Below are 14,333 nucleotides of genomic sequence, written 5' to 3'. Positions count from 1 at the left end.
GCGGTCAAAACTGCGCGCTGGCGTTAGGCTACCATAATCATATCCGCGGTAAGTTCATGCAATCCATCGACACGGATAGCTGAATCGGTTGCACCGTCGCCGTCAACGTCGACGAAGATCATTGTGAAGGTGCTTGCCTGCACGTACCGGACTTCACCGACGCCACTTGCGCTGAACGCTCCTGATCCGATGAAAGATAGTGGTACGTAGTTGTAATTTTCGTCCTCGTAAATCAGCGAGATCTGATCGCCCTGCCCGGGATCGAAATCAAAAATACGGTCCGAGGTGGCAGAGGTGGCGCCTGTTTCTTCGGCCATGTTGAAAAAGAAAATGTCGGCCCCGCTACCGCCGGTCAGGAAATCTCTTCCCGCCCCGCCCCAGAGATAATCATTCCCCCCACCGCCGTGCAGTCGGTCGTTGCCATTATCACCGTTCAATGCATCGGTACCGCTACCTGCGCGCAAATCATCATTGCCTTCACCGCCACTCAGTCCATCGTTGCCATTGCCACCAATAAGCAGGTCGTCGCCGCTCTCGCCAAACAACGAGTCGTTGCCAGAACCGCCCTCAAGCACGTCGTCTCCCGCGCCCCCATTCAACAGATCGCCTCCTCCGCGGCCAACCAGTCTGTCTTCACCATCGCCTCCGAAAAGAGTGTCCCCAGCGTCGCGGCCGAACAAGACATCGTTTCCTCCCAACCCATGGAGTTCGGAGCTGATAAAATTGCCGACAATCACGTTGTCGGAAGCGTTGCCGATACCGCTCGTGGCGTCACCTGAAAGCTCAAGTCGTTCAACTTGATCGGGCAAAGTGAAGTCGACCGAGGTTCGGATCGTGTCATAACCTTCGTCGACATTCTCGATGACGACATCGAACAGTTCGTCCACGATGTAGATATCGTCTCCCCGACCGCCAATCATCATATCGGCAAAATCGCTAACGGTTGCGTCACTTGAATTGCCAGTGAAGAAGTCTGCCCCTTCCGACCCGAATAGCTGATCATCGTAGCCATCGCGCCCATCAATCGTTTGCCCGGTTGCACTGGGTAGCATGACGAAGTCGGGAATAATCCGATCCTGTAAAGGTGCAACCGGAGCGCTAGGTGCCACCGGTGCATCGGGAGTTTCGACCGGCACGAAGCGGGGCGCGTCGAAGATGAAATTCGAAGGATCGATGTCGTCCAAGACACGGTCTTTGAGAACAAGCTTCAGTCCCGGAGCAAAGATCACAACGACGTTACTGCCGACCTGTGCGATGCTTTCCCAACCGGAAAATCCGCGGACCAGAATTCGGTCACCAGACAGACCATCAAAATCGAGGATCGTGTTGGTGCCATTGCTACTCATGAAATAGAAAGTGTCGGCTCCGCGGCCGCCGTGCAGGATATCGTTGCCGCGTCCGCCCCAGAGGAAATCGTCGCCCTTGCCCCCGTAGATGCGTTGGCGGCCATCGCCCGTAATCAACGTATCGTCGCCATCATTCCCATAGATATTTCCGACCAATTCGCCGCTGCGGCCTTCGAAGTGATCATCGCCGCGACTAAATGCGACATTCCCGACAATCAGACCCGTATTTACAAAGGTGTAATTGGTTAAATCCTCACCCGGGCCTTGGAAAAGGTCAACTTCGCCTTGCATGGTTCCAGAATTGTAAATTCGACCTATTGACGGATAGATACCCGCACCAGAGAAGTATTCATTGCCCAGAATGGCATATTCGGCAGTCAGCGTCCCGCTGTTCCAGATCGCAAAATCACCACTGTTTGAGATGCGGATAGCTGCGCTGAAAGAATTTTCGGCGTCTTCGGTGACAGTAACCGTGCCGGAATTGACGATGAAGTCGAAGCCGCCGTAATCATTTCCACCTCGCCAGTCGATCCCGGTTCCGACCTGGCCTGCATGAACCGAAATTTCGCCGGCATTGAAAATGGCCGGCGCAGCCACACTTGTTGAGGGCAACAGCCCGAGCCCGCTGGCGGTCAATCCACCATAAACCTCAATCGCGCCGGAATTCACGAATAGAGTGTTTACTTCGGAGACGCCCGATGCATTTGCATCGCTTTCTGCAATGATCGTCCCAGCATTCCACACCTGCTGCATACCGAACAGGGACGTCACATCACTGCTTTGGCCCGATATGCTCAAAGTCGCGCCAACGTCGTTTACTGCCGAATGGAACCGATCACCATAGGTGGCACCGAATGTAACCAGCGCATAGAGACCAGGCCCCGAACCAACATCGGTCACCGTCAGTGACAAGGATCCTTCATTCCAAAAGTCGGGTCCAGTGACGTTATTTCCGCTGCTGACCATTTGTATAGCCGCCGTAACGAAGGTCTGATCGGCCGCCGAAAAAAACGGATCTCTGAACGCAAGTGTGTCGTTCGCAGCGATCACGATCGCTTCGTCGCTGACGATCGATTCCGCAACCGCGCTGTCGAACTCCAGCGAGAGCGGCGCAGCGTTGAACCGCGAAGCTGCGCTCACGGTTGCCGCCAAAGCGGCCATGACTGTTACGCTGTCTCCATTGGCAAAACTGACAACGGTATTGGCACCGACTTGGGTAAAAGTAGCATCGGCTCTTACGTGACCATAGAATTTCAGTGAATCGCCTGTAGCGAAATCGAAAATTATGTCATCTCCGTCGCCGGCCGTGAATTCGAAGCGGTCGTCGCCCAACCCACCCCGCAGCGCATCATCACCCCGATTGCCCAGAATGACGTCGTTGCCACCACGCCCGTTAATGACGTCATTGCCGGACGCGCCGAACAGGACATCAGCGTTCTTGCTGCCAAAAATCCTATCGTCATAAAATGAACCGATGACGCTTTCGAAATTGCGCAAATTGTCTGAGGTGAACGCAGAGAAAGCTGTGCCCGCCGAAAGATCGATTTCTACCGCGGATACTGCGGTGACATAGGATACGACATCGTAGCCCAGCCCGCCGTCCAAGGCGTTGCGACCCAAGCCGCCTTCGATGTAGTCATCACCGCTGTTGCCAAAAATACGATCATTTCCAGACCCTCCGAAGAAGCTCTCTTCGTAGAGACCGCCGACCAGCGTATCATTGCCGGATTCACCAAAAATATTGCCGGTCGCGGTTCCTAACATCCCAAGATAGATGTCATCTCCTTGACCGAGCACGACGGCCCCGGAAATATGCCCTTCATTCACAACAGCTTCGGCCATATCGCCGAGTACGACTGCCCCATCGAGGGTTCCGGTGTTCAAAACCGCGATTGCATCGCCAATGCCAGTATTGATCGTCGGAGCGTAAATTGCCGTATCAGCTTGGATCAGTCCCGAATTGTATATGGGCGTGACGTTCGAATCACGAACGCGAGGGACATTGCCGACAAATATCCCCGTCGTGTCCCCATTGATCGAGGTGACGATCAGATCGCCGTTGTTATAAATCTGGTCTGGGCCGCTGCGATTGAAGTACATGCCGATGGCGCCATTGTCGCCGTGAATGTTCATCGCTCCATTGTTGATCCAGATGGGACCGACATTGCCTTGGCGAAAGCCGACCGCGAAACCGGTCGTATGGATGTCGATCGTACCTTCGTTGCGGATCTCGATGAAATCTCCGTTTGCGTAGGAAAATACCCCATACGAAGTACCGTACCCCAGAGCGCCATCGGAGAAAATTTGGATCAGGCCTTCATTCAGGACATTTCCATTTGCGACGATCCCGGTAAACTCGGAGCCCGGTAATGTCTCGGCATTGTTGACGACCCGTAAGACGCCAGTGGCAGTAATATGGATAAGTCCATTCTGCGTAGCGATGTCATATGGAACGTGTACTATCGCTGTTCCGCTGGGGACGCCCTCAGGTATGAACCGCTCGATTGTTCCGGAGACAGTAAGAACATTATCCCCGCTGCGATAAATGATGGTCGCGCCCGGGACTGCGTACGGATCGGTTGTCGTCAGCGAATAGGTGACATCTGCGGCGATCAGGAAATCGCCTTCAATGACGGTTGACGCCACAGTCTCGGGAAAGGGTTCGAAACCAGCAAAGTTAAAGCTGGAGAAATCCGCAAGCGTCGTATTCTGGAAGACGATGACAACGTCATTGCCAGCAGCGGCCAAGCCGCTCGAACTGAAGACCAGTTCAACATCGCTGCCATTCTGACGCAATGCAGCATGACCGGTCGCGAATGGATTTTCACCAGGCTCCCAAGAGAGGAAATTATCAGTCACTTCGTCGAGCCGCTCAAGATAGGCGATGAAATCGATGACATCGCCGCCATCCCCAGCTTCGAAATCGCTAATCCGCAGGGGTGCGGCGGAATTTTCGCCCATGCGCCGGGTCAGGACCACACGATCGGAGCCTTCTCCCAGCGTCACATCCGTGCGCCCATACAAAAGCCCGATCTCTAGCGTATCGTTTCCCGCGCCAAGATCGATAGAATACGTGGTCGAATAGCTGGTTTTTTCGAGGATTACGCGGTCATTTCCGCTGCCTGCGTCTAGGGAGCCGTGCGGCGTGCCGGCCCAAGAATCAGTAACCCGCACATCGATGAAATCGTCGCCTTCGCCGGCATCGATAATATCAAAGCCGCCTGCATCACGTATCGAATCGTTGCCCGCTCCGGCCAATACCGTGTCTGAACCGCCCCGCCCGTGAATGACATCGTCGCCGTCGAGGCCCTCGATTACATCGTCACCGTTCGTACCGTCGAGGACGTCATTACCGCCCGTCCCAATAATATTAGCCAAATTAAGACCCTTGACCTGCGGAACCCGTCCGCGACCAACCCCACTATGAACGGGACCCCGCCCATTCTACGACATTTACCGGAGTACTATCTCCTCTGCTACAAAAACTTATCGGCTTTGCTTCGAAACTACCCGAGGGGATTCTGGCTCTTCGGCCTTCCCCATAGGTTGTTGCGGCGTTAGGAGGCTGGTGATGACGCAGGAACTCAACATCCACCGCCACGGTGCGGTCGGCCATATCTCGCTGAACCGTCCGAAGGCGCTGCACGCGCTGACGCTCGACATGTGTCATGCGATGAGCAAGGCGCTGACGGATTGGGCGAAGGACGATGACATCGAGGCCGTCTTGCTCGATCACTCGGAAGGGCGCGGCTTCTGCGCTGGGGGCGACATCAACTTGCTGCGGCATTCGGCATTGAACGATGACGGCAAATCGGGCCGTGCGTTCTTCCACGATGAATACCAGCTCAATCACCAGATGATGACCTATGCCAAGCCCATCGTGGCTTTCATGGATGGCATCACCATGGGCGGCGGAGTGGGAATCGCGCTGCCGTGCAAATACCGCGTTGCGACCGAGCACACGCGCTTCGCCATGCCGGAAACCGGTATCGGCCTGTTCCCCGACGTCGGCGGCGGCTGGCATTTGTCGCGCCTGGGCGGCCGGCTCGGCCAGTTCCTTGCGCTTACCGGCGCGCGGCTGGACGGTGCGGAATGTGTCTGGGCAGGTATCGCCACGCACTACCTGCCATCCGAAAAGCTGGCCGAAGCGAAAGCGCGGATGATCGAACATTCGGGCCGTATCGCCGGTATTCTTTCCGAATTGTCGATTACGCCGCCAGAGGCACGGATCGAGAATAACGCCGACAAGATTGCCAGGCATTTCGCGTCCGACCGCTACGAGGACATCCTCGCCAGCCTCGAAGCGGAAGACAGTGACTGGGCGGCCAAGGAACTCGCCACGCTCAACACCAAGAGCCCGCAGACCTGCAAGGTCGCGCTGCGCCAGCTTGCGACCAGCGCGAAGCTTGGCGATTTCGCGGACAACATGATTATGGAATACCGCATCGCGAGCCGCGTGCTGACCCGCCCTGACTTCGCCGAGGGCGTGCGCGCGGTGATCGTGGACAAGACCAACGACCCCAAATGGGATCCGGCAACGCCCGAGGGCGTGAGCGAGGAACTGCTCGACAGCATCTTCGCCCCGCTTCCCGCCGATGAAGAATGGAAACCCCTATGAGTTTTGAAACCATCACCGTCGAACAGCGCGACGCAGTTACGCTGATCACGCTGAACCGCCCCAAGGCACTCAATGCGCTGAACAGCAAGGTCCTCGAAGAGCTGATCGAGGCCTTCGCTGCCTACCAGGCCGACAACAGCCAGCTGTGCGCGGTCCTGACCGGTTCGGGCGACAAGGCGTTCGCCGCCGGTGCCGACATCAAGGAAATGAGCGAGAAGGCGGCTGCCGACTTCTATCTCGAAGATTTCTTTTCGCCTTGGACCAGCGAGATCGTCAAGAAAACCCGCAAGCCGTGGATTGCTGCGGTGAACGGCTTCGCACTGGGCGGCGGGTGCGAGCTTGCCATGATGGCGGACTTCATCATCGCTTCGGAAAACGCCAAGTTCGGCCAGCCCGAAATCAAGCTGGGCGTCGCGCCGGGCATGGGCGGATCGCAGCGCCTGACCAAGGCTGTCGGCAAATCCAAGGCCATGGAAATGTGCCTCACCGGCCGCATGATGGGCGCCGAAGAAGCCGAGCGCAGCAACCTCGTTGCGCGCGTGGTGCCGCATGACGAATTGCTCGACGAAGCAATGAAGACCGCCGCGCAGATCGCTTCGATGCCGCCGATGGCCGCCATCGCAAACAAGGAAATGGTCAATGCCGCCTTTGAAAGCAGCCTCGACCAGGGCTTGATCATCGAGCGCCGCATCTTCCAGATCCTGACCGCGAGCGAGGACAAGAAGGAAGGCATGGCTGCCTTCGTCGAGAAACGCGAGGGCAAGTGGACTGGGAGGTAATCCTCAAGGTCTTCGGCCTGATTACCTTCGGTACACTCTTCGTGTGGCGCGGCATTGATGCGTGGCGTCACCGCCGCGAAGAACGCATCAATCTGATCGAAGCAGCGATCCTGAAGGTTGGCGGAGAGGAAGAACCACTCCCTCGCAACCGTTGGGACCGCATGATGGCCGATGTTCAACCGATCCTGATGCTGCTTTTCGGTCCGGCGATGATATTTCTGGGCTTTGTAATTCTATTCGTGTGACTGGAGAGAGAACATGAAAATCGCCTTCATCGGCCTCGGCAACATGGGCGGCGGGATGGCCGCGAACCTCGTTAAGGCGGGGCACGAGGTAAACGCCTTCGACCTTTCGGAAGAGGCGCTTGAGACGGCCAGAAACAATGGCTGCGCGACTTTCACCGACGCCAGTGAAGCCGTACAGGGCGTCGACGGCGTGGTCACCATGCTGCCCAATGGCGGGATCGTGAAATCGGTCTACGAAGGCAGCGTGATAGGCAAGGCCCCCGCAGGCGCGGTGCTGCTCGATTGCTCGACCATCGACGTCGCCACCGCCAAGGAAGTGATTGCGAAAGCCGAAGCTGCCGGATACGACATGGTCGATGCCCCCGTTTCCGGCGGGATCGCAGCGGCCAATGGCGGCACGCTCACCTTCATGGTCGGCGGGACCGACAAGGCCTTCAAGCGCGCCGAAGAGGTGCTGAGCGCGATGGGCAAGGCCGTGATCCACGCGGGCGATGCAGGCGCGGGGCAGACCGCAAAGATCTGCAACAACATGCTGCTCGCCATTTCGATGATCGGCACGGCGGAAGCCATGAAGATGGCCGAGAGGCTCGGCCTCGATCCGCAAAAATTCTACGAAATTTCCAGCCAGTCGTCCGGCTATTGCTGGTCACTCAATGCCTATACGCCCATGCCGGGTGTCGGCGTCGAGAGCCCTGCGGACAACGACTACAAAGGCGGTTTTGCCACTGCCCTGATGCTCAAGGACTTGCGCCTTGCGATGGAAGCTGCACGCAATGTCGATGCGACCACCTTGCTTGGCGCAAAAGCCGCTGAAATTTACGAAGCACTTGCGCAAGAGAGCGGCGATCTCGACTTTTCTTCGGTGATCAGGACGCTTTGAGTTCTGCCAGGATCCGCACGAGCCACTCGCGCGGAGCCTTGCGGCGACCGATGTCCGCGACAAATTCCTGACCGCGCGCGACGCTTTGCAGGCGGCTGGCAGGCAGCCACCGGTCTTTGCGATCATGATAGCTCAGCCCACCAGGTTTCAGCCATTCCGGCCGCCTCCATAGCGATGGCGGCCCGTCTGGAACGGTAAGCCGCAAGGCATCCGAAGCGCGCTGGGCAACACCTCCCGGGCCCGCATAAATGCAATCGTTGGAGCCGTGCATCTTGATGGCATGGGGATGGCCATGAGCTATGAGCTCCTGCCTCCTTTGCTCGTCGCAATCGGCAAGATGGACCATGCTCTCGATTTGCAACCACCCGAAGAACCGGTGATGCAGTTCGCCGGTCTGCTCTTCGCGGAACAGGCCGAAGAACAGGAAGACATCTCCCACACCCACCCCCTGATTGGCGAGATGGGTTTGCGCTGCGCCAACCTGCCCGAACAGGCAGGTGCCACCGGGCAGGAACATCGGGTCATGATGGCAGGCGTCGTCTTCGCTCACCCTCCCCTTGCTCGCCAATTGGGCGTGCACACCAAGTCCAAGGTCGCGGTAGGTGGTGCTTGAAGCGGCTCCTGCCGGGATCGGCAGGCTCAAGGGCACACCCTCGACTATCGGCGAGGCGCCTCCGCCTGCGGCGCTGTCGAAACCCTTCCTGCTGAATATAATCCGCATTTTTACTTCGCTGCACACTGAGCGTGGTCATGACAAGCGTGCATATATTTATTACACGGCCGCCATGAGTATGAATACTACTGGAAAAGTCACTGCGTTGCTGCTCGCCGGCAAACGCTCTGGAGCCCTTGATCCTCTGGCGGAACACGCTGGTGCAGCGCAAAAATGCGTAGTGCCCGTGGCTGGCAAGCCGCTGATCGAGCATACCGCGCTAGCTTTATCGGAATGCGCAAATGTCGGCGAAATTCGTATCGTCGCCCATGAGGCGGACGAAATTGCAGCCATTCCCCTGATCGCCCGCTTGGTGGCCGAAGGGCGGGTTACGTTCCATTCCGGTGCCCACAATCTGGTCGACAGCATCTTTGCAGGCGCAAGGGGCGCGGCCTTTCCCATGATCGTGACAACCGCTGACAATTGCTTGTGGAAGCCTGCCGACTACGCCGAGTTCATCGACCACGCGCTTGCCGCCACGGCCGATGCAGGTGCCGCATTGGCACGTAAAGAAGATGTCCAGGCCGCCGATCCTCGCGGGCAAGCGAAATTCTATCAGTTTGCCGACGGGGGATTTTCCAACTGCAACACGTATTGGGTTGGCAATGAAAACGCGCTTAGGGCGGCCGAAGTCATGCGCGGAGGTGGCCAGTTCGTGAAACACCCTGCGCGTATCGCGAAAGCATTCGGAGTCATGAACCTGGTCCGGTTCTACCTCGGCAATGGCACCCGCGAAAAACTGTTCGGCCAGGTCGGCAGGCGCATGGGCCTGCGGATGGAGCCGGTTGTCATGAGCAATGGCTATTGTGCCATCGATGTCGACAACCAGCGGACCTGGGAAGTAACCGACCGCCTATTGCGCGAACGTGCCCCGAGCGAGGCGGGCTGAGCGGTTAGCGCCCGCCCTGCTCGCTCATGGTGGGCTGACCCGACGGGGCGACAGGCTCCTGATACGCCAGAACCGGCTTACGCGCAGCGAGCGTTTCGTCGAGGCGGCGGCGCGGGGCATAATGCGGCGCGGTCTTGAGGCTTTCATCCCCGGCGCGCGCACGTTCCGCCACACTGCGCAATGCGCTGACGAACTGGTCCAGAGCCGCCTTGCTTTCGGTCTCGGTCGGCTCGATCAACATTGCGCCATGGACGACCAATGGGAAGTACATCGTCATCGGATGATAGCCCTCGTCGATCAGGCCCTTGGCGAGATCGAGCGTGGAGATATCCTGTGCGAACCCCTCGTCCGAAAACAGCGCTTCATGCATGCAGGGCCCGCTCGGCCCGAAAGGTGCATCCAGCAGGTCATCAAGGCTGCGCAGCAGATAATTGGCGTTCAGCACCGCGTCTTCGGCAACCTGCTTGAGGCCGTCCGCACCGTGGCTGAGAATATAGGTCAGCGCGCGGGTGAACATGCCCATCTGTCCGTGGAATGCAGTCATGCGGCCGAAAGCCTCCGTATGACGGAACTCGGCTGCGTTTTCTTCTTCGACCAGCTGCACGGAGCCATCATCGGTGCGCACGACATAGGGGAGCGGACCAAAAGGCGCGAGCGCTTCGGACAGGACGACCGGACCTGATCCCGGACCGCCGCCGCCGTGCGGGGTCGAGAACGTCTTGTGCAAATTGATGTGCATGGCATCGACGCCAAGATCGCCCGGGCGCACTTTGCCAACGATGGCGTTGAAGTTCGCGCCGTCGCAATAAACGAACCCGCCGGCTGCATGGACCGCATCCGAGATCGCTTTCATATCGCGCTCGAACAGGCCGCAGGTGTTGGGGTTCGTGATCATCACCGCAGCGACATCGGGCCCAAGGCGCGCCTTCAGCGCTTCGAGGTCCACGCGTCCTTCCGACGTCGCGGGAATGTCTTCAACCTCGTATCCGGCGAAAGCAGCCGTTGCAGGGTTCGTCCCGTGCGCACTTTCGGGCACGAGCACGACCTTGCGCGCATCGCCCCGCGCTTCGAGAGCGGCGCGAATACACAGGATACCGCACAATTCGCCGTGAGCGCCCGCCTTGGGGCTCATCGCGACGCCGTGCATACCGGTGAGATCGATCAGCCAGTTTGCCAGCTCGTTCACCACTTCCAGCGCGCCGCGCACGGTGTCTACCGGCTGCAACGGATGAACATCGGCAAAGCCGGGCATCCGCGCGACCTTTTCATTGAGGCGCGGATTGTGCTTCATCGTGCAGCTTCCCAGCGGGAAGAAGCCGAGGTCGATACCGTAGTTCTGGCGCGACAGGCGCGTGTAGTGACGCACGGTTTCCGGCTCTGAAAGACCGGGCAGGCCAATTGCTTCACTTCGGTCCATTCCGCCGAGGCGGTTCGGGCCGCCCGCCGGTTCTGGCAGGTCAACCCCGGTCGTATCGGTCTGACCGATCTCGAACAGCAGCGGCTCTTCAAGCATCAGCGCGCGATTGCCGGTGACGGTGTCCGGGCCGCTCATGGCGTTGTGATCCTGGACAGGTGTGCCGGGCTTCCAGCCGGACTGGTTCGGAGCGTTCACGACAGCACCTCCTCAAGCGTGGAGGCAAGCGTTTCGATGTCCTCCTCGCTGGTAGTTTCAGTAACAGCGACGAGCAGGCCGTCGGCCAATCCGTCCGCGTCGGGGAACAAGCGGCCAAGCGAAACCCCGGCGAGCACGCCCTTGTCTGCCAGAGTGCGCACGACCTCGCGGGCATCCCGACCGATCCGGATCGTAAACTCGTTGAAGAAGCTTTCGTTGAGTACGCTGACGCCGGGCATCTTTGCCAACCGGTCCGCAGCAATGCAGGCGAGCCGGTGGTTTTCCATCGCCAGCTGGCGCAGGCCCTTCTCGCCCAGCAGCGTCATGTGGACGCTGAAAGCAAGCGCGCATAGGCCGGAATTGGTGCAGATGTTCGACGTGGCTTTCTCGCGGCGGATATGCTGTTCGCGCGTGGAAAGCGTCAGGACGAAACCGCGCTTGCCCTCTGCATCGACAGTTTCGCCGCACAGGCGGCCCGGCATCTGGCGCACATGCTTCTGGTTGGTCACGGCGAACAGGCCGAGATAGGGGCCGCCAAACTGGAGGCCTACGCCGATCGACTGGCCTTCGCCAACGACGATATCCGCGCCCAATTCTCCGGGCGAAGTGATCGCGCCCAAGGCTACAGGTTCGGTGTTCACGACGATCAACAGCGCGCCCTTTTCATGCGCGGCATCGGCGATCTGGCGAAGATCCGGCAGGCGGCCAAGGATGTCAGGGTATTGCACCACGACGCAGCTCGTCTGATCGTCAATCCGGGAAATCAGACCATCATTGTCGGGTTGCGGCTGAAGTGCGAGCTTCGCGTGCGCAATCTCGTCCTCGGTGAACTTCGCCATCGTCTTCACGACTTCGGCATAGTGCGGGTGCAATGCGCCAGAGAGAACTGCGCGCTTCTTGCGCGTGACGCGGCCTGCCATCGCCACCGCTTCCCAGCAAGCGGTCGAACCATCATACATGGACGCATTTGCCACGTGACAACCGTAGAGCCGTGCGACCTGGCTCTGGAATTCGAACAGCATCTGCAGCGTGCCCTGGGCGATTTCCGGCTGATAGGGCGTGTATGCGGTCAGGAACTCGCCGCGCTGGATGATGTGATCGACGGATGCCGGGACGTGGTGGCGATAGGCACCCGCACCGATGAAGAATGCCGCATCTGCTGCCGCGAGGTTCTTCTTCGACAGCTTTCGCATATGCTTTTCGACCGCCATTTCGCTGGCGTGCATGGGCAGGCCGTGGATCGGGCCAGTCAGCCGCGCCTCTTCAGGCACATCGGCAAACAGTGCATCGACATCGGGCGCGCCGATAACAGCGAGCATTTCCGAACGGTCGGTGTCGGTAAGCGGCAGATAACGCATCAAAAAACCCCTAGCGCCCGTGACGGGCGATCAGATTACAGCTCGTCGCAGAAGCTCTTGTAAGCCTTGGCGTCCATCAGCCCTTCGAGTTGGGACTTGTCGGAAACCGTCATGCGGAAGAACCAGCCATCTTCTTCGGGCGAGGTGTTCACCAGCGCCGGATCGTCTTCCAGAGCGGCATTAGCTTCGGTTACTTCGCCATTGATCGGAGCGTAGACATCGCTCGCTGCCTTCACGCTTTCGACCACAGCAGCATCCTTGCCCTTTTCGAGCATGGTGCCGCTTTCCGGCAGTTCGACGAACACGATATCGCCCAGTTGTTCCTGCGCGAAATCGGTAATGCCTACCGTCGCAGTGTCGCCTTCAAGGTCGATCCATTCGTGTTCTTCAGTGAAATAACGGGCCATCTTTCTCATTTCCCTCTGTAGTAGCGATGGGGAACGAAGGGCATGGATGCGACCTTCGCGGGCAGTCTCTTGTTACGAACCTCGACTTCGATCTCGGTTCCCGGTTCGAGGTAGCTTTTTTCCAGATACCCCATGGCAATCGGGTGACCGAGCGTGGGCGAAAAGCCGCCGCTGGTGATCCGGCCGATTTCCGTGTCGCCGTCGAACACCTTGGCCCCTTCACGGGCTGGCAAGCGGCCTTCCAGCGTCAGGCCGACGCGCTTTTGGGCAGGCCCTTCGTTGAAGACGCGCATCACTGGCTCGTGGCCCATCCAGCCGCCTTCCTCGCGGCGGCGCTTGGTCAGCGCAAAGCCGAGATCAGCGGATACCGGGTCGGTTTCAGTGGTGATATCGTGACCGTAAAGCGGCAGGCCCGCTTCGAGGCGAAGACTGTCACGCGCACCAAGTCCGCACGGGCGAACCTCGATTTCGGCGCACAGGCGGTCGCACAGCGATTCAGCAAATGCGGCAGGAACCGAGATTTCGAAACCGTCTTCGCCGGTATAGCCTGCGCGAGTGATGCGGAGCGGCCATTCGCCAAAGTCGTGCACGACGCTTTCCATGAAAATCATGTCGTCGATCACGTTGCGCATCACACGGTTCAGCGCGGTGGCGGCATTGGGACCTTGCAGCGCGATCAGCGCCTGTTCGTCCATGTGCGTAAGGGTGATTTCGTCGGGCAGATGCTCGCGCAGATGGGCGATATCGTCCCATTTCATCGCACCGTTGACCACCAGGTAATAGGCTGGATCGCCCCAGTGCCCCTCTGTACCGGCTTCCTCGTCGGCTTCGATCCACGGGGTGGCATTGGTGACCATCAGGTCATCAAGAATGCCGCCATCTTCGTCGATCAGAAGCGAATAGCGCACTTTGCCCGGCTTGAGCGTCGTGATGGCGCCGGGCAGCAGCTTCTCGAGCTCCTCGGCGACATTTTCGCCGGTCAGCATGAGCTGGCCCATGTGGCTCACGTCGAACAGTCCCGCCTGGCTGCGGGTCCATTCGTGTTCCACGACGATGCCGTCAAACTGGATCGGCATCTCGTAGCCCGCGAAGGGCACCATGCGCGCACCCTTGCCGCGATGCCAGGCATCAAGCGGCAGCTTTTCAATTTCCGGCGGTGTATCGTTTTCGTCGCTCAAGACCCGTCCTTAGTGGCAAGCATGGCGGCGCCCGGATAGGCGCCGTACAAACGCATGCCCCCTCTGTCGGGTGACCTGAGAGACTGGCCTGCAAATGAGCAGGCTTACCCCTTCGGTGGCCCGCCGCGAGACGCGAAGGGCGCTTTCCAGAGTGTCGATGGCAGCGCACGGTCCCTTGGCCTGAGAGTTTCCGGGGCGGTTGCTCCTTCGGCGCTGCGCGGACTTCCCCGCGCAGTCTCTCCCATGCGCGCCTGCCGCAGAATCGCTTCCGTGGCCGACGGATCGGCGATGCGCGATTCGGGCGGTGCG

The 14,333-nt window shown here is 59.1% G+C and carries 11 protein-coding genes, 1 pseudogene and 2 riboswitches; of the genes and pseudogenes, 5 read left to right on the top strand and 7 right to left on the bottom strand.

Annotated elements, in window-relative coordinates:
- Nucleotides 1–23: 23 nt before the first annotated feature.
- Nucleotides 24–4,604 (bottom strand): calcium-binding protein, encoded by a 4,581-nt coding sequence (locus K3166_RS01780; RefSeq protein ID WP_247714688.1) that lies wholly within the window; start codon nt 4,602–4,604, stop codon nt 24–26.
- 12 nt (nt 4,605–4,616) lie between these two features.
- Nucleotides 4,617–4,724 (bottom strand): annotated as a pseudogene (locus K3166_RS13545) (hypothetical protein); the annotation flags it as partial.
- A 193-nt stretch (nt 4,725–4,917) separates the two neighbouring features.
- Here K3166_RS13545 and K3166_RS01775 point away from each other — a divergent pair.
- Genes K3166_RS01775 through mmsB form a run of 4 tightly spaced genes read left to right on the top strand, consistent with a single transcriptional unit; the run spans nt 4,918 to nt 7,868 of the window.
- A complete protein-coding gene (locus K3166_RS01775; RefSeq protein ID WP_221423003.1) occupies nt 4,918–5,964 on the top strand; it encodes an enoyl-CoA hydratase/isomerase family protein in 1,047 nt (348 codons plus the stop codon).
- Complete coding sequence (locus K3166_RS01770) at nt 5,961–6,743, top strand: enoyl-CoA hydratase-related protein (protein ID WP_221423002.1); 783 nt, start codon at nt 5,961–5,963, stop codon at nt 6,741–6,743. Before K3166_RS01775 ends, K3166_RS01770 begins: the two co-directional genes overlap by 4 nt.
- Nucleotides 6,728–6,988, top strand: coding sequence for a hypothetical protein (locus K3166_RS01765; RefSeq protein WP_221423001.1), 261 nt, complete (start codon nt 6,728–6,730; stop codon nt 6,986–6,988). Before K3166_RS01770 ends, K3166_RS01765 begins: the two co-directional genes overlap by 16 nt.
- Before the next feature lie 13 nt (nt 6,989–7,001).
- Nucleotides 7,002–7,868, top strand: coding sequence for a 3-hydroxyisobutyrate dehydrogenase (gene mmsB, locus K3166_RS01760; protein ID WP_221423000.1), 867 nt, complete (start codon nt 7,002–7,004; stop codon nt 7,866–7,868).
- Here the strand turns inward: mmsB and K3166_RS01755 are convergent.
- Nucleotides 7,855–8,589, bottom strand: a complete 735-nt coding sequence (locus tag K3166_RS01755; protein WP_221422999.1) for an Nmad3 family putative nucleotide modification protein — start codon at nt 8,587–8,589, stop codon at nt 7,855–7,857. The two genes, mmsB and K3166_RS01755, sit on opposite strands and share 14 nt — an antisense overlap.
- 64 nt (nt 8,590–8,653) lie before the next feature.
- On the opposite strand from K3166_RS01755, the gene K3166_RS01750 reads away from it, so the two are divergent.
- Nucleotides 8,654–9,469, top strand: a complete 816-nt coding sequence (locus tag K3166_RS01750; RefSeq protein ID WP_247714687.1) for an NTP transferase domain-containing protein — start codon at nt 8,654–8,656, stop codon at nt 9,467–9,469.
- 4 nt (nt 9,470–9,473) lie between these two features.
- Here the strand turns inward: K3166_RS01750 and gcvPB are convergent, their stop codons facing one another.
- Genes gcvPB through gcvT form a run of 4 tightly spaced genes read right to left on the bottom strand, consistent with a single transcriptional unit; the run spans nt 9,474 to nt 14,024 of the window.
- Nucleotides 9,474–11,081 carry an aminomethyl-transferring glycine dehydrogenase subunit GcvPB gene (gene gcvPB, locus K3166_RS01745; RefSeq protein WP_221422998.1) on the bottom strand — a complete coding sequence of 536 codons (1,608 nt, stop codon included), beginning with the start codon at nt 11,079–11,081 and terminating at the stop codon, nt 9,474–9,476.
- Nucleotides 11,078–12,439: an aminomethyl-transferring glycine dehydrogenase subunit GcvPA gene (gene gcvPA / locus K3166_RS01740; protein WP_221422997.1), complete on the bottom strand. Its 1,362-nt coding sequence runs from the start codon at nt 12,437–12,439 to the stop codon at nt 11,078–11,080. Before gcvPA ends, gcvPB begins: the two co-directional genes overlap by 4 nt.
- Nucleotides 12,440–12,474: 35 nt before the next feature.
- The gene (gene gcvH / locus K3166_RS01735) at nt 12,475–12,846 is read right to left on the bottom strand and encodes a glycine cleavage system protein GcvH (protein ID WP_221423911.1); all 372 of its coding nucleotides are present in this window, start codon (nt 12,844–12,846) and stop codon (nt 12,475–12,477) included.
- 5 nt (nt 12,847–12,851) lie between these two features.
- Nucleotides 12,852–14,024 carry a glycine cleavage system aminomethyltransferase GcvT gene (gene gcvT / locus K3166_RS01730; protein WP_221422996.1) on the bottom strand — a complete coding sequence of 391 codons (1,173 nt, stop codon included), beginning with the start codon at nt 14,022–14,024 and terminating at the stop codon, nt 12,852–12,854.
- 53 nt (nt 14,025–14,077) lie between these two features.
- A riboswitch (glycine riboswitch) is annotated at nt 14,078–14,182 on the bottom strand.
- A riboswitch (glycine riboswitch) is annotated at nt 14,183–14,278 on the bottom strand.
- Between the last annotated feature and the right edge of the window lie 55 nt (nt 14,279–14,333).

The sequence above is a fragment of the Qipengyuania psychrotolerans genome (genome assembly GCF_019711355.1).
Classification (GTDB): domain Bacteria; phylum Pseudomonadota; class Alphaproteobacteria; order Sphingomonadales; family Sphingomonadaceae; genus Qipengyuania; species Qipengyuania psychrotolerans.
Note: the sequence above shows the minus strand (reverse complement) of the source record. Positions and strands in the feature narration are given on the sequence as shown.

Bases quoted from the DNA above. Each gene is read 5' to 3' on its own strand.
- gcvPA (WP_221422997.1), bottom strand. From the start codon at position 12,439: ATGCGTTATCTGCCGCTTACCGACACCGACCGTTCGGAAATGCTCGCT.
- K3166_RS01775 (WP_221423003.1), top strand. From the start codon at position 4,918: ATGACGCAGGAACTCAACATCCACCGCCACGGTGCGGTCGGCCATATC.
- K3166_RS01755 (WP_221422999.1), bottom strand. From the start codon at position 8,589: ATGCGGATTATATTCAGCAGGAAGGGTTTCGACAGCGCCGCAGGCGGA.
- K3166_RS01770 (WP_221423002.1), top strand. From the start codon at position 5,961: ATGAGTTTTGAAACCATCACCGTCGAACAGCGCGACGCAGTTACGCTG.
- mmsB (WP_221423000.1), top strand. From the start codon at position 7,002: ATGAAAATCGCCTTCATCGGCCTCGGCAACATGGGCGGCGGGATGGCC.
- K3166_RS01750 (WP_247714687.1), top strand. From the start codon at position 8,654: ATGAGTATGAATACTACTGGAAAAGTCACTGCGTTGCTGCTCGCCGGC.
- gcvH (WP_221423911.1), bottom strand. From the start codon at position 12,846: ATGGCCCGTTATTTCACTGAAGAACACGAATGGATCGACCTTGAAGGC.